At 71.8% G+C, this 21,741-nt stretch carries 20 protein-coding genes and 1 pseudogene; 4 read left to right on the top strand and 17 right to left on the bottom strand.

Annotation, left to right across the window (positions count from 1 at the left end):
• Positions 1-130: 130 nt before the first annotated feature.
• Both D7V97_RS18720 and D7V97_RS18715 read right to left on the bottom strand, forming a co-directional pair.
• Positions 131-604, bottom strand: a pseudogene (locus D7V97_RS18720) (tetratricopeptide repeat protein); the annotation flags it as partial.
• Positions 558-1,250 carry a transglycosylase SLT domain-containing protein gene (locus tag D7V97_RS18715; RefSeq protein ID WP_120612011.1) on the bottom strand — a complete coding sequence of 231 codons (693 nt, stop codon included), beginning with the start codon at positions 1,248-1,250 and terminating at the stop codon, positions 558-560. The gene D7V97_RS18715 and the pseudogene D7V97_RS18720, both read right to left, overlap by 47 nt.
• Before the next feature lie 88 nt (positions 1,251-1,338).
• Here D7V97_RS18715 and nadB point away from each other — a divergent pair, with 88 nt between their 5' ends.
• Genes nadB through D7V97_RS18700 form a run of 3 tightly spaced genes read left to right on the top strand, consistent with a single transcriptional unit; the run spans position 1,339 to position 4,306 of the window.
• Positions 1,339-2,928, top strand: coding sequence for an L-aspartate oxidase (gene nadB, locus D7V97_RS18710; RefSeq protein WP_120612010.1), 1,590 nt, complete (start codon positions 1,339-1,341; stop codon positions 2,926-2,928).
• 6 nt (positions 2,929-2,934) lie between these two features.
• Positions 2,935-3,702: a rhomboid family intramembrane serine protease gene (locus D7V97_RS18705; protein ID WP_120612009.1), complete on the top strand. Its 768-nt coding sequence runs from the start codon at positions 2,935-2,937 to the stop codon at positions 3,700-3,702.
• 1 nt (position 3,703) lies between these two features.
• On the top strand, positions 3,704-4,306 hold the full coding sequence (locus D7V97_RS18700) for a TIGR00730 family Rossman fold protein (RefSeq protein ID WP_120612008.1): 603 nt from the start codon (positions 3,704-3,706) through the stop codon (positions 4,304-4,306).
• A gap of 22 nt (positions 4,307-4,328) precedes the next feature.
• On the opposite strand, the gene D7V97_RS18695 is transcribed toward D7V97_RS18700, so the two are convergent.
• The 9 genes from D7V97_RS18695 to D7V97_RS18655 all read right to left on the bottom strand — a co-directional run bounded on the left by D7V97_RS18695 (position 4,329) and on the right by D7V97_RS18655 (position 13,909).
• Complete coding sequence (locus D7V97_RS18695) at positions 4,329-4,958, bottom strand: hypothetical protein (protein WP_120612007.1); 630 nt, start codon at positions 4,956-4,958, stop codon at positions 4,329-4,331.
• Positions 4,955-5,521, bottom strand: a complete 567-nt coding sequence (gene pyrE / locus D7V97_RS18690; RefSeq protein ID WP_120612006.1) for an orotate phosphoribosyltransferase — start codon at positions 5,519-5,521, stop codon at positions 4,955-4,957. The genes D7V97_RS18695 and pyrE overlap by 4 nt, the downstream gene beginning before the upstream one ends.
• A gap of 2 nt (positions 5,522-5,523) precedes the next feature.
• On the bottom strand, positions 5,524-7,005 hold the full coding sequence (locus D7V97_RS18685; RefSeq protein WP_233582956.1) for a ParB N-terminal domain-containing protein: 1,482 nt from the start codon (positions 7,003-7,005) through the stop codon (positions 5,524-5,526).
• Positions 7,006-7,102: 97 nt separating this feature from the next.
• Positions 7,103-7,828 carry a polymer-forming cytoskeletal protein gene (locus D7V97_RS18680; protein ID WP_120612004.1) on the bottom strand — a complete coding sequence of 242 codons (726 nt, stop codon included), beginning with the start codon at positions 7,826-7,828 and terminating at the stop codon, positions 7,103-7,105.
• A gap of 3 nt (positions 7,829-7,831) precedes the next feature.
• Complete coding sequence (locus D7V97_RS18675; protein ID WP_120530631.1) at positions 7,832-8,155, bottom strand: polymer-forming cytoskeletal protein; 324 nt, start codon at positions 8,153-8,155, stop codon at positions 7,832-7,834.
• 64 nt (positions 8,156-8,219) lie between these two features.
• Positions 8,220-8,561 (bottom strand): bactofilin BacN, encoded by a 342-nt coding sequence (bacN, locus tag D7V97_RS18670; protein ID WP_120612003.1) that lies wholly within the window; start codon positions 8,559-8,561, stop codon positions 8,220-8,222.
• A gap of 54 nt (positions 8,562-8,615) precedes the next feature.
• Positions 8,616-9,455, bottom strand: a complete 840-nt coding sequence (locus tag D7V97_RS18665; protein ID WP_120612002.1) for an alpha/beta hydrolase — start codon at positions 9,453-9,455, stop codon at positions 8,616-8,618.
• Between the two features lie 13 nt (positions 9,456-9,468).
• A complete protein-coding gene (locus D7V97_RS18660; RefSeq protein ID WP_233582957.1) occupies positions 9,469-11,235 on the bottom strand; it encodes a tetratricopeptide repeat protein in 1,767 nt (588 codons plus the stop codon).
• Positions 11,236-11,407: 172 nt separating this feature from the next.
• Positions 11,408-13,909: an ATP-binding protein gene (locus D7V97_RS18655; RefSeq protein WP_120612000.1), complete on the bottom strand. Its 2,502-nt coding sequence runs from the start codon at positions 13,907-13,909 to the stop codon at positions 11,408-11,410.
• 506 nt (positions 13,910-14,415) lie between these two features.
• Between D7V97_RS18655 and D7V97_RS18650 the strand changes: the two genes are divergently transcribed.
• Positions 14,416-15,975: a hypothetical protein gene (locus tag D7V97_RS18650; RefSeq protein ID WP_120611999.1), complete on the top strand. Its 1,560-nt coding sequence runs from the start codon at positions 14,416-14,418 to the stop codon at positions 15,973-15,975.
• Between the two features lie 12 nt (positions 15,976-15,987).
• Here the strand turns inward: D7V97_RS18650 and D7V97_RS18645 are convergent, their stop codons facing one another.
• From D7V97_RS18645 to xseA, 6 genes are all read right to left on the bottom strand, one after another.
• Positions 15,988-16,728 (bottom strand): TlyA family RNA methyltransferase, encoded by a 741-nt coding sequence (locus D7V97_RS18645; RefSeq protein WP_120611998.1) that lies wholly within the window; start codon positions 16,726-16,728, stop codon positions 15,988-15,990.
• A complete protein-coding gene (locus tag D7V97_RS18640; RefSeq protein WP_120611997.1) occupies positions 16,725-18,476 on the bottom strand; it encodes a 1-deoxy-D-xylulose-5-phosphate synthase in 1,752 nt (583 codons plus the stop codon). Before D7V97_RS18640 ends, D7V97_RS18645 begins: the two co-directional genes overlap by 4 nt.
• A complete protein-coding gene (locus tag D7V97_RS18635) occupies positions 18,476-19,369 on the bottom strand; it encodes a polyprenyl synthetase family protein (RefSeq protein ID WP_120611996.1) in 894 nt (297 codons plus the stop codon). Before D7V97_RS18635 ends, D7V97_RS18640 begins: the two co-directional genes overlap by 1 nt.
• A gap of 5 nt (positions 19,370-19,374) precedes the next feature.
• The gene (locus D7V97_RS18630; RefSeq protein ID WP_120611995.1) at positions 19,375-19,764 is read right to left on the bottom strand and encodes a PleD family two-component system response regulator; all 390 of its coding nucleotides are present in this window, start codon (positions 19,762-19,764) and stop codon (positions 19,375-19,377) included.
• A gap of 27 nt (positions 19,765-19,791) precedes the next feature.
• Positions 19,792-20,124 carry an exodeoxyribonuclease VII small subunit gene (gene xseB / locus D7V97_RS18625; RefSeq protein ID WP_120611994.1) on the bottom strand — a complete coding sequence of 111 codons (333 nt, stop codon included), beginning with the start codon at positions 20,122-20,124 and terminating at the stop codon, positions 19,792-19,794.
• A gap of 41 nt (positions 20,125-20,165) precedes the next feature.
• Positions 20,166-21,741 (bottom strand): exodeoxyribonuclease VII large subunit (gene xseA, locus D7V97_RS18620; protein ID WP_120611993.1); only part of this gene is annotated, 1,576 nt, incomplete at its 5' end.

Below are 21,741 nucleotides of genomic sequence, written 5' to 3'. Positions count from 1 at the left end.
CGAACCACGGCACGAGGGCGGCCACCAACCTCACGCTCGACGTTCCCGTTCCCGCCGGACTCGCGCCCTTCACCTTCTATCCGCCCGCGTCGGTGGGCACCTGCGGCTACTACACCAACGACAACATGCACTGCGACATCTTCTCCGCCATGGCGTCGCTGCCGGACAGGAGGAAGTGCTCGCGGGCGCGGCCGTACTCGCCCATCTGGGCGAAGGTCAGGCCCAGATAGTTGTGGGCCTTCTTGTGATCCGGGGCCAGGTCGGTGGCGGTCTCGAACTCGCGCGCGGCGCGCTGGAGCGCGTTCGTCTTGAGGTACACGAGCCCCAGGTTGACGCGCAGCGTGGGGTCCACCGGGTTGTCCCGCACGAGCATCTCGTACAGGTCCGCGGCGCGGTCGAAGTGGCCGAGCTTGAAGTACGTCAGGCCCAGCAGGTTCTGGGCCTTCTCGTGACGCGGCTGGAGCTGGTGCGCACGCTCCAGGAAGTCCTTCGCTTCGATGACCTTGCCGGCGCCCAGCAGCTCCCCACCGCGGTAGAGCTGCTGCAGGAACTCCTCGTCAGCGGGGCCCGACGACTCCTTCGTCCCCTTCGTGCGCGTCGTCATTCTCGGGTGTGGGCTCACGGCTGCTGGCCTCGGCCTGGGCGAGCCGCTCGCGCTCCTTGTAGTGGTAGTAGAGCTGGAGGACCTTGCGCACGTACTCCTGCGTCTCGGTGTACGGCGGCACCTTGCCCCCGTACTTCTTCACGGCGTCCGGACCGGCGTTGTACGCGGCGACCATCTTCACCATGTCGCCGTCGAACATGTTCGCCAGCACGCGCAGGTAGCGCACGCCGCCCTCGATGTTGTCCTTCGAGTCGAAGATGTCCTTCACGTACATATCCGACGCGGTGCCCGGCATGAGCTGCATCAGCCCGCTGGCGCCCTTGTTGCTCAGCGCGTTCGGGTTGAAGTTGCTCTCCGTGTGCATGATGGCGCGCACCAACGCCGACGGGATGCGGTAGCGCAGGGCCGCCGTGGTGATGTGCGGATCCAGCTCCTGCGGCGTGCGCGAGCGGCCCCGGACGGGAGCGCTGGTGGCGGGCGCGGGCGTGAAGGTCCCGGACAGCTTGCGCGCCTTGCGCGAGCCCCCCGGCGGCACGTTCGTGTAGACGATGGTGCCGTCCTTCTCGACGTAGCTGTAGATGCCTTCCGCGGCGGAGACCGCGGGGGCGAGGGCCAGCAAGGCAAGGAGGGCGGTCAGGGCACGCATGTCGGCGGCCCAAACCTTAGACAACGGCCGGAAAGTCCTCAAGAAAACGCCTTGTTTCCAGCACTTACCGCCATTAAGGCTGTTGGCCATGCCCCATCGGTTTGATTTCCTGGTCCTGGGCGGTGGTGTGGCGGGTCTGTCGTTCGCCCTGCAGGCGGCCCGGCATGGCACGGTCGCCGTGCTCACCAAGCGCGAGCGAGGCGAAGGCAACACGGCCTACGCGCAGGGTGGCATCGCGGGCGTGCTCGCGCCCACCGACACGTTCGACGCGCACATCGAGGACACGCTCGTCGCGGGCGCGGGGCTGTGCCACCGGGACGCGGTGGAGGTCACGGTGCGCGAGGGTCCCGCGCGCCTGAAGGAGCTGGTGGCGCTGGGCGCGGAGTTCGACCGGCGCCTCGGCGGCGAGTTCGACCTCACGCGCGAGGGCGGCCACTCCGCCCGCCGGGTCGTCCACGCGGGCGACATCACCGGCCGCGAGGTGCAGCGCGCGCTGCTGGCCGCATGCGACGAGCAGCCCAACATCACCTTCTTCCAGAACACCGCCGCCATCGACCTCATCCTGGATCGGCGTCCGCACGCGTCCAGCGCCAGCCGGTGCGTGGGCGTGTACGCACTGCTGGAGGACGGCGCCATCGAGCGCTTCCTCGCCAAGGTGACGGTGCTGGCGACGGGCGGCGCGGGCAAGGTGTACCTCTACACCTCCAACCCGGACGTCGCGACGGGCGACGGAGTGGCCATGGCGTACCGCGCGGGCGCGCGCATCGCGAACATGGAGTTCTACCAGTTCCACCCCACCTGCCTGTTCCACCCGGAGGCCAAGAGCTTCCTCATCAGCGAGGCCCTGCGCGGCGAGGGCGGCAAGCTGCGGCTCAAGGGCGGGCAGACGTTCATGGAGCGCTACCACCCCATGGGCGCGCTGGCCCCGCGCGACGTGGTGGCGCGCGCCATCGACGCGGAGCTCAAGCGCACGGGCAATGACAGCGTCTACCTGGACATGACGCACCTGGGCCGCGCGTACCTCACCGAGCGCTTCCCCAACATCTACGCCGCGTGCAAGGCCTTCAACATCGACATGGCCGTGCAGCCCATCCCCGTCGTGCCCGCGGCCCACTACCAGTGCGGCGGCGTGGTGACGGACCTGCACGGGCGCACCAACGTGCCGGGCCTCTACGCCATTGGAGAGGTGTCCTCCACGGGCCTGCACGGCGCCAACCGGCTCGCGTCCAATTCGCTGCTGGAGGGCCTGGTGTTCGGCCACCGCGCGGTGCAGGTGGCGGCGGAGGAGATCGCCTCGCTGTCGCACTCCAAGGACGAGCCGCCGGCCTGGGACTCCGGCAGCGCGGTGGACTCCGACGAGAGCGTCGTCGTCACGCACAACTGGGATGAGATCCGCCGCCTGATGTGGAACTACGTCGGCATCGTGCGCACGGACAAGCGGCTGATGCGCGCGCGCCGGCGGCTGGAGCTGCTGCGCGAGGAGATCCGCGACTACTACTGGCGCTTCAAGGTGACCCGCGACGTCATCGAACTGCGCAACATCGCGGAGGTGGCGCACCTCATCGTGGACTGCGCCAGCCGTCGCAAGGAGAGCCGGGGCCTGCACTACACCCTGGACTACCCCCACACCGACGAGCACCAGGGCACGCGCGACACGGTGCTCTCCCGGGAGCTGTGAGCCGCCATGGTCAGCCCCCGCCGCACGCAGCATGATCTCCCGGGCCCCTCGGGCCTGGGAGACGAGGAGGCGCCCGCGCCGCGGAATCGCGACGGAGACGGTCCGCCCCCGGGCCCGCCGCTTCCGCAGCGCGCCCTGCCCCGCCCCTACGTCTGCTACGGCCTGATGGCCGGCGCGGTGGCGATGTTCTTCCTCGGCCGCTCGCTGGGGCAGACGCTGGTGGCGCCGGACGGGACGGTGGTGGGAGTCCTCAAGCCGCTGGCCCTCTTCGGCCCGTCGGTGCAGGCGGGCGAGTACTGGCGCCTCCTGGGCATGGTGTTCGAGCACGGCAACGCGATGCACCTGTTCTTCAACATGTCCGTCGTCTTCACCATGGGCATGACGCTGGAGCGCGGCATCGGCAGCCTCCGGTTCCTGGCGCTGTCGCTCGTCACCGCGCTGGGCGGCTCCGCGTTCGCGCTGTTCTTCAACTTCAACGTCCAGACGGTGGGCGCCTCCGGGATGATCCTCGGCTGGGGCGGCGCGATGCTGCCCATCGCCACGCAGCAGGGCCGCAAGGACCTGTACTTCTGGCTGGTGCAGGTGGCGGTCATCAGCCTGCTGCCCGGCGTGAGCTGGGCGGGACACCTGGGTGGGTTCCTCTTCGGTCTGCCCTGCGGCATGGCGCTGCGCCAGGGCCCGAAGTTCTACGCGCGCGCCATCCCCGTGCTGCTGTTCATCGCCGCGGCGGTGGCGCTGGTGGCCGCCCACCCGGAGCGGCGGGGAGGCTACTGACATGAGCGAAGCGAACGTGCGCAGCGTCTGCGTCTTCTGTGGCTCGCGCTCCGGCACACGCGCCGAGTATGGCGAGGCCGCCACGAAGCTGGGCACCGCGCTGGCCCGGCGCGGGCTGACGCTCGTCTACGGCGGCGCCAGCGTGGGGCTGATGGGCACGGTGGCGGACGCGGTGCTCGCGGGCGGTGGCAGGGCCGTGGGCGTGCTGCCCCACTTCATGGACGCAAAGGAGCTGGCCCACCCGCGCCTGACGCAGCTGCACCGGGTGGACTCCATGCACGCGCGCAAGGCGCGGATGGCCGAGCTCGCGGACGCCTTCATCGCCCTGCCCGGCGGCTTCGGCACCCTGGACGAGCTGTTCGAGATCGTCACCTGGGCCCAGCTGGGCCTGCACCGAAAGCCCATGGGGCTGTTGGACGTGGAGGGCTTCTTCCAGCCGCTGCTCGCGATGGTGCAGCGCATGGTGGAGGCCGGGTTCGTCCCGCAGACGCAGGCCCTGCCCTTCGCGGTGGAGCCGTCGCCGGACGCGCTCCTGGACCGCCTGCTCGCGGGGCCCACGATGCCGGTGACGGCGAAGTGGCTGAAGGACGGCCAGCAGACCTGAGGGCCGCGGGCCGCCCACGCTTTCAGCGCGCGTGCACCTTCAGCTCCGCGTTCCCCAGCGACGAGGCCACGCGCAGCGTCACCTGCTCGGTGCCCTCGGGGATGACGGGCTCACCGCTCGTGAAGGTGAGCGGGAAGCGCACGCGGTAGCCCACCCAGAAGAGGCTGGTGTACGGGTAGTAGGCTTGCACGTTGAGGTCCACCCGGCCGATGCGGCGGATCTCCGCGGGCGTCACCTCGCCCGCGGGCGTCACCAGCGCGATCCGCCAGATGCTCTTCTTGTGGGAGAAGTCGTCGTAGCGGAAGTCGTTGACGTGCACGCCCAGGAAGAACTCGTGGAACTTCGCCGCTTCCGCCTGTTCCTCGGCGAGCAGCGCTTCCACCTTCACCGCGGGCAGCGTCTGGAAGAGCGCCTGGCGGTGGACGCGGGCGTCGCGAAAGGCGGGCGTCTGGATCGTGGCCCCCGCGAAGAGGCGCGTGTCGAAGCCGTCGTAGATCTCCTGGCGGTCCGAGTACCGGTCCAGCACCGCCATGTAGGCGGCCTCCGCCTTCGGATCATCCAGCGTGGGCGCGAGCTCCCCGACAACGGGCGGCGTGTTGGCGCAACCGCCCAGCACCCCCAGCAGCACCACGGCCACCAGCAGCCTTCTCACGGGATGAAGTCCTTGCGCGTGAACAGCGTGGTGAGGCGATGGCCCGCAGCCTCCACGGCCTCGCGTCCTCCCTCCAACCGGTCCACCAGCGCGAAGGCGCCCAGCACCGTCAGGCCCTCCAGCTTCGCCCGCTCAATCGCCTTGAGCGTGGACGCACCCGTCGTCACCACGTCCTCGACGATGGCCACCGGCGCGCCGGCAGTCAGCGCGGACAGGCCTTCAATCCACTGCCCGGTGCCGTGGCCCTTGGGCTCCTTGCGCACGATGAACGCGTGCAGGGGCTGGCCCTCCAGGAAGCTGGTGAGGCTCACCGCCGACGCGAGCGGATCCGCGCCGAGCGTCAGCCCGCCCGCGGCCACCGCCGACGGAGCGTCGCGCCGGATGGCCTCCAGGAGCAGCCGGCCGATGAGGTAGTGCCCCTCGGCGAGCAGGGCCGTGCGCTTGCAGTCGATGTAGAAGTCCGACTCCTTGCCGGAGGAGAGGACCACGCGACGGCGCTCGAAGGAGCGCTGCGTGAGCACCTCCAGGAGCCGGGCGCGGTCGCGCACGAGCGGTTCCGCCATGGCTACAGACCCTCCAGGTACGCCACCAGCTGCGCCGAGTAGCGCAGCTGCATCAGCAGCTCCGCGCGGCGGGACTCGTCCAGCGCGGCGAACACGTCCGCCAGCAGCGACAGGTCCTGGTTGAGGGCGCCCATGCGCTGGGCGACGTCCGACGCCAGCTCATCCGCGTCGATCTCCTCCTCCACGCCCTCCGGAGCCAGCGTCTCCTCGGTGGCGAGCGCCTTCTCCAGCATGTCGCGCACCGGCGCCGTCAGCCGGCCTTCGGCCTCCAGCGAGTCGCGCTTGGCCTCCAGCACGTCGTGCTCCACCGGCGAGGCGTGGATGGCGTCCGCCAGGGACAGGAGCAGCGCGTCCTCGTCGGACAGCTCCTCGTGCACGCGGACCTGCACGTGGTCGCGCTTGAGGAAGCGCAGCGCCGCCACGCGCCGGAAGCCGCAGATGAGCTGGTAGCGCTCGTCGCCGCGCGGGCGCACGTCCACCGGGAACAGCTGCCCCAGGCGCGCCAGATCCGTGGCCAGCTCGGACACGTCGCCCTCGTCCCGCAGGCGGAAGGTGGTGTCCTCCTCCAGTCGCTCCAGCGGCAACACCATCGCCGTCACCTGTCCCATCACGCGAGGCTCGATGGCCTCCACGCGGGGCTCTTCGCCCGGGGTCGCTGCGTCTTCGGATCCGTCAGGGCCCGCGGAGCCGGAGTCCTCCTGGCTCGCGCGGCTCGCCACGTCCCAGATGCCGGCATTCAGGAGCGCGTCGTCCACCCCCGACACCGGGCCGGACCGCGGCGCGTCCTGCACGTCCTTCGCTTCACCACCGCCGTCGCTGTCCGCGCCGGAAGACCCCGGCACGTCGTCGCCGGACGACAGCTCCACGTAGCGACCGGTGCTCGTGGACTCCGAGGAGGCCTGGGCGTCCGTGGGGGACACCGCGCCTTCTCCGTGCTCCGCAGCGTCCTTCGGGGAGGCAGCGTCGTCTTCGGTCGCCACGGCGCTCTTCAACGAGCCCGCGCCTTCCTCGGACCCAGCGGCGCCCTCGCCAGACTCCGCAGCGCGCTTCGACGAGCCCGCGCCCTCATCGGACTCCGCGGCGTCCTTCGGGGAGGCAGCGCCCTCGCCGGACTCCGCGGCGCGCTTCGACGAACCCGCGTCTTCTTCGGACTCCGCGGCGCTCTTCGCAGCAGCGAAGCCTTCCACGGACCCGGGCGCTTCACCGGCACCGCTGCCCGGGTGCGCTCCACCTGCTTCGGCCTGATCCACGCCGGCATTCACCGGGCGGTCGGCCGCGTCACCCTGCCCGGTCGCATCCACCTGCGCTCCACTCACGGCCTCGCCACCCGCTCCCGCCTGAGAGGCGCCTTCGGAAATGACTTCCCCACCCGCGCCCTGCGCGTGCGAGGTCCCTGCCGCGCCCTCGCCGTGCTCCGGCGAGGCCGCGTCGGACGCGCCCTCCTGCTGGGACGGCGTCGCGTTCTCCCCAGGTGTGCCTGACATTCCTTCCTGTCCCTCGGCCCTGTGCTCGGCGTCCATGGTGGCACCCCCGGTTGTTCCACCCCCGCGCCGCCGGAAACGACGGCGCGGTGGGCGGGCTCTAGCGGGACTTCTTCACCACGACCTTCTTCTTCGCGCCAGCGGCCACCACGCGGGGCACGGGCGCGGACGCACTGCTCGCCTGGTCAGTGGCCGCCGGACGCGGCGGCTCGGCCGCGCGCGGGGTGAATGCGGGCGCGGCGGGAGGCGGCGGCGGCAGCGGCTTGCTGGCCGGACGCGACACCACGGTGGCCGGCCCCGTCGGGGCGGGCGCGGTGCGCGCGGGAGGCGGCGGCGGCGCGGGCGGCGTGGCGGCGCGCGGAGGCGCGGCGGACGGCGTCGGAGGCCGGGGCGGCGTGGCGCCCGGACGCACCGTGGGGCGCGTGGTGGCCTGCGGACGGTTCACGGCGGGGCGCTCGGCCGGCAGCCGGCCCGGCTCCACGTCGCCCATGTCCACGCGGCCGCGGAAGCTGGCGCCGTCCACGATGATGACGCGGGGGGCGCGGATGTCGCCCACCATGCGGCCCTCGTGGGTGAGCTCCACGCTCTCGGTGGCGTTGATGTTGCCCACCACCACGCCGCTGACGATGGCGTTCTTCACCGCCACGTTGGCCTTCACCACGCCCGACGGCTCCACGATGAGGGTGCGGCTGAGGGTCAGCTCGCCCTCGACGCGCCCGCGGACCGTGAGGTCCTCGTCACCCGTGAGACGACCGCTGATGAGGATGGACGGCCCCACCACGGTGTTGTCGACGGTATTGCCTGCGAGCTCCTTGGCGGTGGCCACGGATCAGCGCTCCTTCATGTCCATGTCGACGTTGCCCTTGAAGGAGGCACCGTCGGCGATGAGGATGCGCGGGGCCTTGATGTCGCCCACGACGCGGCAGTCCGTCTTCAGCTCCACCTTGTCGCTGGCGACGATGTTGCCCGTCACGCGGCCGGCGATCTCCACGTTCTGCGTCTCGATGTCCGCCTCGACGACGCCGGAGCCCTCCACGTAGAGGCTCTCCTTGAGGGAGATCTTGCCCTTCACGGTGCCCTGGATGACCAGGACCTCGTCACCGGAAATCTCCCCGTCGATGACGATGCTCGAACCAATGACCGTATTCGCCATGAGTGTTGTCCGCCTTCTCGAAGCTTGCGACTGGGGGGGCTCGTGGGACGAACCCCGGTGGATGCTAGATGTCGTCCGGCAACTTCACGTCCATCTCGATGGAGCCGTTGAACACGGCCCCGTCTTCGATGACGACGCGCGGCGCCTTGATGTCGCCCGCCACCTTCGCGGAGGCATTGATGGCCACGCGCGTGGAGGCATCGATGTTGCCGCTCGCCTCACCGTTGATGGTCAGCTCCTCGGCGCGGATGTCCGCCTGCACGCGGCCGGTCCCTTCGATGGTCAGGTGGTTCTTCAGGGCGATCTGCCCCTCCACGCGTCCCTCGATGACCAGGTCGCCTCCGCCCGTGAGGTTGCCCCTGATGACGATGCCCTTGCCAATGATGCCCGTTTCACCCTGTGCCATGAGGCGATCCTCGCCAGCGCCTGCTCCCATCCGGAGCGGGGCGGACTGATTATGTCAGAGATGCGCGGAGATCCAGCCGGAGATGTCCTGGAACACCGTGGAGCGCTCCCGCTCGTTGAGCGGTTCGTGCCGCATGCCGGGGTACTCCTTGAACTTCTTGTCCGCCGTCCCCGCTGCTTCGAAGAAGCCTCGCGCCGCCGCCGGCAGCGCCACCCCGTCCTCCTGCCCGCACAGCACGAACAGCGGCACTTGAATCTTCGGCGCCAGGAGCAGCGCCTCGGCCTGCGCCAGCGTGGACTCCACGAACCAGCGCGGCGTGGCGAAGGGCACGTAGAGCGGGTCCTCGCCGACCGCCTTCTGCTGCTCCGTGTCGGTGGTGAGCATGTCCGGGGTAAGGCCGGAGCTGACGGACAGCCACGGCACCACGGAGCCCACCATGCGGGCGGCGAAGACCTTCACCGCTGGAGGGGTGATGGCCAGCTTGAGGTAGGGCGCGGAGAGGATGGCCCCGGACAGGCCCTCCATCCCCTTGGCCAGGGCGTGCACCGCCATCAGGCCGCCGTGACTGTGGGCGAGGAGGAAGATCTTCTGGGTGCCGGCGGCGCTGCGCACGCGCTGCCAGAAGCCGTCCAGGTCCTCCAGGAAGTCGGTCCACTTGTTGGCGTAGGCCCGGCGCCCGTCGGCGCGGCCGTGGCCCCGGTAGTCGAAGCCGTGCACCGCGAAGCCGTCCTGCACCAGCGCGTCGATGACGGGCCGGTAGCGACCGATGTGGTCGCCGTAGCCGTGGACGACGGCGACGTGCGCGCGGGGCGTGCCCGAGTCTGGCAGGTCCAGCGTCCAGAACAGGCGGGTGTTGTCCTTGCCGGTGAAGAAGCCTTCGTCGTGGCGGGCCATGGGTGATGGGACCTTAGCGGCCCGCCGCGGGCGAGGGTAGCGCCTTCAACTTGCGCTCCAGGGCCGTGCGCTGGCCGGCCGGTTCGGCGGCCTCCGGCTCCAGGGTGAGGACCTCCAGCGCGCGCTTCCAGGACGCGGCGGCCTCCGCGGCGCGGGCGGCCTTGAGGTAGGCGTCCCCCAGGTGCTCCAGGATGGCGGGCTCGTCCGGGGACAGGTCCACCGCGCGCTCCAGCAGCTCCACCGCCTTCCGGGCCTCGCCGCGCTGGAAGTACACCCACCCCAGTGAGTCCACGAAGGCCGCGCTGTCGGGCCGGAGGGCCAGCGCGCGTCGCACCAGCCGCTCCGCCTCGTCCAGGTCCCGGCCGTGCTGGGCCAGCAGGTAGCCGATGAAGTTCATCGCCGCCGCGTGGTCCGGCGCCACCATCAGCACCGTCCGCATGCGCGCCAGCGCGCCCGTCACGTCGCCCTGGCGCTCCAGCGCGGCGCCCAGGGAGAAGAGCAGGTCCTGATCCTTCGGCGAGCGGGCCACGGCGTCGCGAAGCAGGGTGAGCGCCTCCCCAGCGCGCCCCTGCCGCTCCAGCAGCGCGGCGAGCGCCTCGTACGCCATCGCCGCGCCCTCCCCTCCCAGGGCCTCGCGCAGCACGGCTTCCGCCTTCGCGGGCGAGCCGCCGCGCTCCAGCGCCCGGGCGTAGGCGACACGCAGCTCCAGGTCGGCCGGCGTCTCCTTCACGGCGGCGCGGTAGAGCACCAGCGCGCGCGTGTGGTCGCCCGACAGCGACAGGCACCGGGCCTGCCGCACGCGGGCGTCCGGGAACACCTCCGCGTCCGGGGACACGTCCGCGAAGGCGACGGCGGCGGTGGAGAAGCGGCGCATCCGCTCCGCGACGAGGCCCGCGTAGTACGCCAGCCGGGGTTCGCCCGGGTTGTCCTTCCGCGCGGCCTCCAGCACGGCCTCCGCGGCGGCGGACTGGTTCGCGGCGAGGTAGCTGAAGGCCACGCGTACCGCGAGCTCCGGCGACGAGGACAGCGACAGGAGCCGGTCGAAGTACGCCCGGGCCCGCGTCACCGAGCCGCCCTTGAGCGCGGCCCGGCCCGCCGACAGCAGCACCTCCCGGCTGTCCGGATCCGCCTCCAGCGCGTGCGCCAGCGCGTCCTCCGCCTCCTTCGCCTTCCCCGCCTCCTCGTGCAGTCGGGCCAGCGTGGACCACACCTCCACGTCACCCGGGTCGCGCTCGGCGGCCTTCGTGAGCAGTCGCTCGGCGCGGGCCGCGTCGCCGCGCTCCGCCAGCGCGAGCCCCAGCCGCCGGTAGCCGGAGGCCTCGCCGGGCAGCGCGTGCGCGAGCGCCTCCACCACCTTCACGGCTTCGTCCGGCGCCTTCGCGTCCAGGTGCAGCTGCGACAGCACCAGGTAGGCCTCCGGGTCGCGCGGGCGCAGCGCCACCGCGCGGCGCAGGTGCTGGCGGGCGCGCGCGAGGTTGCCGGACTCCATCAGCACCCGGCCCAGGAGCACGTGGGCGGGGTAGTACGTGGGGGCCTTCTCCACCGCCCGGCGCAGCTCGCGCTCGGCGCGCTCCAGGTCCCCCAGGCGCGCGTACTCCTCGCCCAGTTGGGTGAGCAGCTGCGGGTTGCCGTCGTCGGTGGCCAGCGCGAGGCGCAGCTCGTCCACCGCGCCCCGGTGGTTGCCCTCCAGGTGCAGCAGGCGGGACTGGAGGAAGTGAGCGTAGCTGGCGGACGACGCGGCGGGGTCGTCGTGGGCCGCGGAGTCCATGGCCTCTCGCATCGCCTCGCGGTCGACGTGCGCGGCCGGGGCCTTGCGTGAGGTGGAGGCAGCGTCCGCGCCTCCGGTGGCCAGGGCGAGGCACAGCACGGAGGCACGGGTGAGGAGCGGGAGCACGCGGGAGCCGAGTGTAGCGCGGAGCGCCCCCATTTTCCTTAAGGGGGGCGCTCCAGGGCTAGAGGATCTCGGGCGGCGGCGCGCCCAGCTTCTCCAGCAGCTTCTCCACCGGGTCGCTGTCCTGGCTGACGTCCGCCAGGGCGGCGCGGTACTCGATGGAGGTCACCTTCTCCACGTCCGGCATCAGGCGGTTGATGACCGTGCGCGCGGCGTCCGCGTTGCACTCGGGCAGCACCACCGCGAAGACGCCCTGCCCCAGGTGGGCGATGGCGTCCGGGTGACGCACGCGCTTGCGCATCACGTCCGCCATGTTGGAGGGCAGCGCCTCCAGCGAACGGTCCGGGCGGAGCACCGCCAGCGTGAGCGAGCGGTGGTAGCGCCGGCTCCGGGCCACCTCCTGCTCCAGCCTCAGGAGCAGGCCGCGCCGGTCGTGCAGCCCCGTGGCGGGGTCGCTGCCGGTGCGCTTCTGGAGCGAGGACGACTTGTCCTGCTGCTCCTTCTCCCCCTGGCGCAGCTTGAGGGCCCGCTCGGTGCGGTTGAGCAGCTCCACCGCGTTGAAGGGCTTGGCCATGTAGTCCACCGCGCCCAGGTTGAGCGCGCGGACCTTGTCGGCCACGCCCTGGTGGGCGGACAGCAGGATGACGGGGATGTGCGCCGTGTCCGACGAGGACTTGAGCGCCATGGCCGCGTCCAACCCGTCCAGTTTGGGCAGGAAGACGTCCATCACCACCAGGTCCGGCCGCGACGCCCGGGCCTTCGCCAGGCCCTCCGCGCCGTCGCGCGCCACCTCCACGCGGTACTTCGAGCGCAGCACCTCCGACAGCACCGCGGCGATCTCCGGCTCGTCCTCCACCACCAGCACGCGCGGCTGCTCGGGCGCGGCGCCGGCCACCGGCTGGGGCCGGGGGTTGCGCGCGGCCTCCTGGGCCAGGGGCAGCGTGAAGACGAAGGTGCAGCCGCCGTCGGCCGGGCTCTCCGCCCAGATCTCCCCGCCGTGCAGCTCCACGAACTCCTTGCAGATGGCCAGCCCCAGCCCCGTGCCCTTGGGCCCGTGGCGGTAGCGATCAAACACGAGGTGCAGCTCGTCCGGCGGGATGCCCACGCCGTTGTCGCTCACCATCACCCGCACCGCGTCGCCGTCCGGCCGCGACAGCCGCTGCGTGCGCACCACCACCTCGCCCTCGGTCTCGCTCGCGTGCTGGATGGCGTTGCTGATGAGGTTCTGCAGCACCTCGTGCAGCTTCACCTCGTCGCCAATCAGCATCAGGCTGTCCGGGCACTCGGAGCGCAGCGACACGGTCTTCTCCGCGGCGAGGATCTCCAGCTCCCCCACGGCATCGCGGCACAGCTGCGCCACGTCCAGCACCCGGGGCTCGATGGACAACCGGGCTGCCTCGCCCTTGCCCTTCTCCAGCAGGGACTCGACCAAGGTGAGGATCTTCCGGCCCTGGCGGATCATCGCCTCCGCGGACTGCTTCTGCTGGGTCTCCAGCGGACCTTCGAGCAGCAGCCGGCCGTGGCCCAGCAGCACCTGGAGCGGCGCGCGCAGGTCGTGGCTGCACACCGCGATGATCTCGTCCTTCAGGCGGTTCAATTCCTTCAGGCGGCGGTTCGCGTCGTTGAGCTCGCGGTAGCGCTCCACGTACGCCAGCTCCATGTCCTCGCGCTTCTTCTTCACCGCCGTGTGCAGGCGCGCGTTGCGGATGGAGTTGGCGAGCACGCCCGCCACCGCCTGCGCGAACTCCTGCTCGTCGCGCCCGATGGACGCATCCCCCCGCGACACGCGCAGGAAGAGCGCGCCCAAGAGGTCGTCCTGGCAGATGAGCGGCTGCACCAGGATGGACTTCACGCCCTGCGGCAGCAGCGACGTGCGCACCTCCGCCATCAGCGGATCGCGCTGCGCCTCCTCAATCAACACCGGCTGGCGCGTCTCCAGCGCGCGCCGCAGCTCCGGGTAGCGCGCCACCTCGATGTCCAGTTGGACGAGGCTGGGGTCCTCCTGCGTCGCGACGACCGTGGCCGTGCGCGCGTGGCTGCCCTCCACCAGCACCACCGAGCAGCGGTCCGTGCCGGTGACCTGGCCCACCTTCTCCACCGCGATGCGGAGGATCTCCTCCAGCTCCAGGGAGCTCGTCGCCGCCTGGGTGATCTCCAGCAGCATCCCCATGCGCAGCCGGATGCGCTCCTCGCGCTCCTTGAAGCGCCAGGCGCGCAGGGCCGACTCCAGCCGGGGCACCAGTTCATCCGCGCCGCGCACGAAGTCGTCCACCGCCAGCCGCTTGAACGCCTCCGCGGACCGGGCCCGGCCCTGATCCACCAGCACCGGCAGCCGGTTGAGCTTGTCCACCTTGCGGACCGTCTCCAGCAGCTCGGCCGCCCGCTTGGCCGTCACCGACAGGAGGACGACTTCCGGCTGGAGCTGATCCACCATCGCCTCCAGCCCGCTCTCCCGCTCCGTGGCTGCGCACTGGTAGCCGCTCGCCGTCAGCCGCTCCACCAACGCGTCGCCCGCGGCCTTCGCCGCCAGCACCAGCACCCGTCCCCGCTGCTCGGCCAGCATTTCGATCCTCACGGCACGCCTCCGCCCCGCCCGGACAGGGAACTGCACTGCGAATACCCGTTGGGTGCGTAAGGGGTCATGGTCGATTCTGGATCATGCCGTCTAACCCGACTTCGGGCCAGCAGATGGACGGGCCTCTCCGAATGAGAGGGTGAGAGAAGGGGCGCGACGTATACCCCGGCCCGACGTTCACGCCCGGGATTCCGTGCGCGCGTGACGAACCGGTGACCTGGAGGATCCGGGTCCGTCTTCCCTCGGGGGAGTGAGGTGGGAACCTCCGCGAGAACACCAGGGCTGTGACTTTCTTCCCATACCGTTGGATTGTGCCTGCCTGGAAGTCTGGTGGGCGGGCGTTGGGAGCCAGGAGGCAGGCCGTCCTGGAGGCCCTTGGGAAGCCCTCCCGGAGGCTTCGCGATCAGGAATCGCGCGGGAGCCCTGGTCGCAACGGTCCCTGGACGGGCCCAGGGGGCGCCCGCTTCCCCGGGGAGGGGGTAGAGTGCGAAACCATGCACTCCGCTCTTTCGCGCCTGCTCGCGCAGCGGGCCCTGGTGGCCACGCTCACTGTCTCCGTCCTCACCGCTTGTGGCGATCCGAAGCCGCCGCCCACGCCGGATCCGCCGCAGGTGACCCTGACCGTCCCCGAGCCCAACGCGGCCGCGCCCACCCTGAAGATCCGGGTCATCGTGTCCGGCTGCGATGCCGTATCGCAGGTGGCCATCAACGATCGGGAGACGTTCATCAAGACGGTGCCCTACACCAGCGGCTCGATGGACTTCGAGATCGCGGCGAACGAGCTCAAGTACACGAAGGGAATCGCAGCGGATCTGGCGCTCAACGCCAAGGCGACCTGTTCGGACGGCCGCACCAACGTGTCGCAGCCCGCGGCGGCCACCTTCATGCCGGTGACGAAGCTGGTGAGGGATCCGGACCCGAACGGCCAGGTGGTGACGGACTTCTTCATCGCCGAGGGCGGCGGCGCGGGCGTGAACTTCATCGGGTGCGGCAACCCCACCACGGGCATCGGCACGCTGTTCCGCGTGGATGCCAAGGGCCAGCTCCTGAAGAGCGTGGAGATGGGCCTGCCGTGCAGCCCCTTCACCGTCTACACCGACGTGAACCCGTCCACCGACAAGCGCTGGGTCTGGACGCCGGGCGTGGGCGCGATCGCGGTGAAGAGCGACTTCACGATCAGCGGCCGGACGAAGTCGACGTACTCGCTGGCCAACCTGTCCGTCACGGAGAACGGCGACGCGATCATCGCGGATGAGAACAACAACGTGTCCCGGCTGAAGCACACGTCCAACAACGGCGCCACGGAGTGGAACTTCGCCTCGCCCTGGCCGCTCGTCGCGCCGCCCCTCAAGAAGGGCTCCGACGTGCTGGTGGCCTTCGTGAGGCAGCCGGACGTCTCCACCGCGACCGTGCTGCAGATCGTCGTCGCTCGGCTGGGCTTCGACGCCGCCGGCGAAATCAAGGACCCCGTGAGCGAGCGCGTCATCCTGAACTACAACGGCAATTTCTCCTCGCCGCCGCTCGCGTCGTTCAGCCCGGACGGCTCGATCCTCTACCTGGGCTTCCCCTTCGGCAGCAACCAGTCGCGCGTCCAGGCCTGCCGGGTGGACATGGACGGCTGCGAGGGCCCCGCGCTCAAGTGGACCAGCGGCAACCTGCCCGTGCCGCTCCAGTTCATCCTCCCGTACGCGGCGGGGTCGCGCGTGGCGGCGATCGGCGCGCAGCGCGTGTGGTTCCTGAACGCGGAGACGGGCGCCATCGCCAACAAGGACGGCAAGTCGGTGGATGCGTCCGGCACCCTGCGGGTCATCCAGGTGCAGCTCGGCCGCGCCACCAGCTCCGAGTTCTACCTGCTCAACGGCCCGGCGAGGGACGGCGCCCTGCCCCTGGAGATCGTCGCGGTGGACTCCGCCGAGAAGGGCGAGCTGTTCCGCTACGAGATCTCCAGCAGCCTGTCGTGCTCCGTGGACAACGACAACCGCCTGTGGATGCGGATCGGCAATGACCTGGTCCAGGCCCTGCCCCTGTCTGACTACCGCAAGGTCCTCCCGTAACAGCGGGAACCGTCAGGGCCGGTCGGCGACGAGGAGCGCTTCCACGTTGCCGGCGGGCCCGGGCACGGGCGAGTCCATCACCCCGCGCACGGTGAGTCCCTGCGCGCGCACGAACGCCGTCACGGTGTCGATGGCGTCCTGCCGCGCGGCCGGATCCCTCACCACGCCGCCCTTGCCCACCCGGTCCGGGCCCACCTCGAACTGGGGCTTCACCAGCGCCACCAGCAGGCCCCCGGGCGACAGGAACGTCAGCACCGACGGCAGCACCTGGGTGAGCGAGATGAAGCTCACGTCGATGACGACCACGCCCACCTTCTCCGGCAGGTCCTCTTCCGTGAGGTAGCGCGCGTTCACCCGCTCGCGCGAGCGCACGCGCGGATCCGTGCGCAGCTTCTCGTGGAGCTGGCCGTAGCCCACGTCGATGGCGTGCACCCGCACCGCGCCGTGCTGGAGCAGGCAGTCGGTGAAGCCGCCAGTGCTCGCGCCAATGTCCGCGCCCACGCGGCCCGTCACGTCCAGGCCGAAGCGGTCCATCGCCGCCTTGAGCTTGAGGCCGCCGCGCGACACGTACGGCAGCACCTCGCCCTTGAGGCGCAGCTCGGACTCCACCAGCACCTGCGCGCCGGGCTTGTCCACGCGCTGGTCGCCCACCACCACCTGTCCGGCGAGGATGAGCGCCTGGGCCTTGGTGCGCGACTCGGCGAGCCCGCGCTCCACCACCAGCACGTCCAGTCGCTCCTTCTTCGACTTCACCGGGCCTCCTCTCCGAGCAGCGCCCGGCCCGCACGCCGCAGGCCCGCCGCGTCCAGTCCCAGCTGGGTGCGCTGCACGCGCGCGTCCCCGTGCGGAAGGAACACGTCCGGCATGCCCAGCAGCTTCACCCGGGGAGAGACGCCCGAGGCCGCGTACAGCTCCAGCACCGCGCTGCCCAGCCCGCCCCGCGTGGTGCCCTCCTCGGCCACCACCACGTGCCCGCCCGCCGCGGCCTCCAGCAGCGCCGCTTCGTCCAGCGGCCACGCCCGGCGCGCATCCAGCACGCTCCAGTCCGGCTCGTCCCGCACGGCCTCCAGCGCCGCGAGCCCCAGCGGGCCCAGCGTCACCAGCGTCAGCCGGGGCTTCGCCGCGCGCTTCAGCCAGCGTGCGCCCGACACCGGGGCGTCCCCCGTCACCAGCTCCGGCGGCAGGGCCGGCAGCGTGCCGCGCGGGAAGCGCAGCACGGACGGGCCCGGCGCCTGGAGCGCGGTGGTGAGCAGCGGCGCCAGGTCCTCGCCCACCACCGGCGCCCACTGCGTCAGGCCCGGCAGGGGGCGCAGGAAGGACACGTCGTAGGCGCCCTGGTGCGTGGCCCCGTCCGCGCCCACGAGGCCCGCGCGGTCCAACGCGAACACGACGGGCAGGCCCGGCAGGCACACGTCGTGGACCACCTGGTCGTACGCGCGCTGCAGGAAGGTGGAGTAGACGACGCACACCGGCCGGGCACCCGCCGCGGCCAGCCCCGCGCAGAAGGTAACCGCGTGCTGTTCCGCGATGCCCACGTCGTGCACGCGGTCCGGGAAGCGCGCCTTGAGGCCGGTGAGCGCGGAGCCCTCCAGCATCGCGGGCGTCACCGCCACCACGCGCGGATCCCGCTCGAGGGCCTCGCCCAGCACCGCCGCGAAGGCCTCGCTGAACGTGGGCAGCCCGCCGCGCGAGCGCACGAGCTTGCCGTCGCGCCACTCGTACGGGCCCATCGCGTGGCCGCGCGTCTGCTCGTCGGCTTCAGCGGGAGGAAACCCGCGTCCCTTCTTCGTCAGCGCGTGCACCACCACCGGACGCCCCGACGCCTTCGCCTCGCGCAGGGCCTGGGTGAGCGCGCCCAGGTCGTGCCCGTCCACCGGGCCCAGGTAGGTGAAGCCCAGCGACTCGAAGAAGGCGCGCGCGTTGCGGGTGCGCAGCAGCGCGGGGATGGCGCCCACGTTGGCGCTGATGGACATCTGGTTGTCGTTGACCAGCACCACCAGCGGCAGGTGGCTGCCCCCCGCGTTGTTGAGGCCCTCGAAGCTCAGGCCGCCCGTGAGCGCGCCGTCGCCCACCACCGCCACCACGTGGCCCCGGTGGCCCAGCTGCCGCCGGCCCGCGAGCATGCCCAGCGCCGCGGAGATGGCCGTGCACGCATGGCCCGCGGCCAGCGCGTCGTGCGGGCTCTCACGCGGATCCAGGAACGGGGCGATGCCGCCCGCCTGCCGCAGCGTGTGCATGCGCTCCCGCCGACCGGTGATCAGCTTGTGCGCGTACGCCTGGTGCCCCACGTCGAAGAGGAGCGCGTCCTGCGGCGTGTGGAAGACGCGGTGCAGGGCCACCACGAGTTCCACCGCGCCCAGCGACGCGCCCAGGTGTCCGCCCACCCGGCCGCACAGGGTGATGATGGCCTCGCGCAACGCCGTGCACAGGCCGGGCAGCGCGTCCTCGGGCAGCGCGCGCAGCTCCGCGGGAGACGTCACCCCGGACAGCACGTCCGGCATCAGGACGTCCGCTCCACCGAGTAGCGGGCCAGGGCCGCCAGCGGGCCGTCGCCACCCTCCAGCGGACGCACCGCGGCTTCCGCCCGCGCCACCAGGTCCCGGGCCATGCGCCGCGACTCCTCCAGCCCCACCACCGCCGGGAACGTGTGGCGCCCGGCCTCCGCGTCCGCGCCCACCGGCTTGCCCAGCTGCTCCGCGCTCGCCGTCACGTCCAGCACGTCGTCCGCGATTTGAAAGGCCAGCCCCACCGCGTCGCCGTACGCCTCCGCGCTCCCGAGCGCCGCCACGTCACCGCCCGCCGCCAGCACGCCCATGCGACACGCCGCGCGGATGAGCGCGCCCGTCTTCATCCGGTGCAGCCGGAGCAGGTAGTCCAGCGTCGCGGCCCGGTCCTGCGCGATGTCCAGCACCTGTCCGCCCACCATGCCCGCCGCGCCCGCCGCGCGCGCCAGCTCCGCGCACAGCAGGCCGCGCACCGGCTCCGGCCCGGAGGCCAGCACCGTGAAGGCCTCCGTGAGCAGCCCGTCCCCGGCCAGCAGCGCCAGCGGCTCGCCGAAGACCTTGTGGTTCGTGGGCTTGCCCCGGCGCAGGTCGTCGTTGTCCAGGCAGGGCAGGTCGTCGTGCACCAGCGAATACGTGTGCACGTACTCCACCGCGCACGCGGCATCCGCGACCACGGCGGAGTCGGTGCTCGCACGGGCGACCGCGTCCGCGAAGGCGAGGCAGAGCACGGGGCGCAGCCGCTTGCCGCCCGCGAGCAGCGAGTAGCGCATGGCCTCCGCCAACCGGGGGGGCGTGCCCGCGGGGGCCAGCCGGTCCGCGCGCTCGCGCAGCAGCGCCTCCACGCGGGCCTGACGCGAGCGCATGAAGGGGTCCAGTTCAAAGACGGCCATCGGCTTCAGGGCTCCTGCGCCACGTCGTTGGGGATGAGTTGGCGGATGCGCTGCACGAGCACGTCCAGGTCCAGCGGCTTCACGAAGTAGTCCGCGGCGCCGACCTCCAGGCCGCGCCGCTTGTCCTCCGGGTCTCCCCGCCCGCTGATGAAGATGATGGGGATGTCCCGGAACTGCTTGTTCTGCTTCACGGCCTGACACAGCTCGAAGCCGTTGATCCAGGACATGTTCACGTCCAGGAGGATGGCGTGCGGCCGGTGCAATTCGAGCGATGCGACGAGCCGCAGCCCGTTCGCCGCGGACGTCACGTCGAACCCCTCTGAGCCCAGGGCCTCGGCGAGCAGCTCGCGCGTGTCACGGTCGTCATCGACAATGGTGATCTTCGGCTTCGACATTCCCGTCCTCCACCCTTCCCCTGCCAACTAGAACGGGACGTCGTCCTCCGGTGGTGGTTTGGCCGTGCCGGTCGCTCGGGGGGCAGCCTGGGGAGCAGGCCGGGCCGCGACCGCCAGCGGCGCGACGAACTCCTGGCCTTCCTCGTCCACGAGCAGCTGTTCGATGCGCTGCTCGGCCTCCGTGAGGAGCTTCTCGCCCCGACGCACGAGCCGGATGCCCTCCTCGAACGCCTTGAGCGACTCCTCCAGCGACAGGTCGCCGCTCTCCAGCCGCGCCACCGTCTGCTCCAGACGCGTCACCACGTCCCCGTACTGCTCGGGGGCGGCCTCCACCTTTTTTTCGGACTTCGCCACGGCCATCCACCTCCCCGAGCGGGGCGCGGAATGTAGAGGGTGGCCCGCTAGCAGTCCACCGGCCCTTTCAGGCCCGTGACCGTGGCTTCGATTTCTTCACATCCGCCCAGCGTCTTCGCCCCGTGGGCCGCGAGCTTGATGCCCAGAACGTCGCCCACCACCACATCCGCGGTGGAGCGCACCACGACGCCGTCCTTCTGCCGGAACGTCACCGCGTAGCCGCGCGACATCACCTTCAGCGGGCTCAGGGCGTCCAGCCGTCCCCCCAGGCGTCCGAAATGCGTCTGCGAGGAGGCCAGCGCCCCCCGCTGCAGTTCGAGCAGCCGCGACCGTGCCGCCGCCAGCCGCGCCCGCTCGGCCGCGACCCGCGCCGTGGGCGAGGCCCGCTCCAGGCCCAGCCGCCCGTCCGCCAGCGCGCCCCGCCGCTTGGAGACGCCCGCGCGCGCCGCCTCCGACAACCGCATGGCCAGCTTGAGCAGGTGCGAGCGCTGTTCCCCCAGCCGCGTCTGGGGCCGCGCCCGCTGCAGCCGCTCTTGGAGCGCGCGCAGCCGCTCGCGGTGCTCACGCACCTGGGGCCGCAGCATGCGCATCATCGCCTCCACCTGTTCGGACAGGTGCAGGCGCTGCTGGTTCACCGCGCGGCGCGGATCCGCAAGCCGCGCGGCGAGCTGGCCCTGATACTCGCGCAGCTCCAGCACCCGCCGCTCCATCGCCCGGCGCAGCCGTCCGGAGTGCGTGGCCAGCGTCAATTCCAGGTCCGCGAGCACCGGCGACAGTCGCTCCGCCGCGGCGCTGGGCGTGGCCGCGCGCAGGTCCGCGACGAAGTCCGCGATGGTGAAGTCGATCTCATGGCCGATGGCGGACACCACCGGCACGGGCGAGGCGAAGATGGCGCGCGCCACCCGCTCCTCGTTGAACGTCCAGAGGTCCTCCACGGAGCCACCGCCGCGCGTCACGACGATGACGTCCACGTCGGTGCGCCCAAGCCGCTCGATGGCCCGCGCCACGTCCTCCGCCGCGCCCTCCCCCTGCACGCGCGCGTCCGCCAGGAGCACGCCCAGCCGGGGGTTGCGCGAGTGCAGCACGCGCAGGAAGTCCTGGAGCGCCGCGCCCGTGCGGCTGGTGACGACGCCGATGCGCCGGGGCAGGAACGGCACGGGCCGGGGCGGCCGCACGCGCCGGTCGCCGATGAGCCCCTCGGCCGCCAGTCGCTGCTTGAGCTGCTCAAATGCGAGCGCCATCGCGCCCTCGCCCACCGGCTCCAGCCGGGAGACGATGAGGCTGTAGCGGCCCTGCGGCTCGTACAGGTCCACGCTGCCCTCGGCCAGGACCTCCATGCCGTCGCGCAGCGCGAAGCGGATCCGCCCCGCCATGGACGCCCAGACCTTGGCGTCGATGGAGGCGTCCGCGTCCTTGAGCGTGAAGTACCAGTGGCCGCGCGCGTTGGCGCCCCGGAAGCTGGACACCTCGCCGCGCACCAGGACGCGCGGGAAGCGCGACTCCACCGTCTGCTTCAGCTGGCGCGTCAGCTCGCCCACCGTCAGCACCGTGCGCTCCGGGCGCGGCACCGACACGGGGGGAACCGACGGCGGCGGGAGCTCCGCCCGGGGAGCCACCACGGGC

The sequence above is a fragment of the Corallococcus sp. CA053C genome, from assembly GCF_003611675.1.
GTDB lineage: Bacteria > Myxococcota > Myxococcia > Myxococcales > Myxococcaceae > Corallococcus.
The sequence above is the reverse complement of the archived record's forward strand: the minus strand, read 5'-3'. Positions and strand labels throughout refer to the sequence as shown.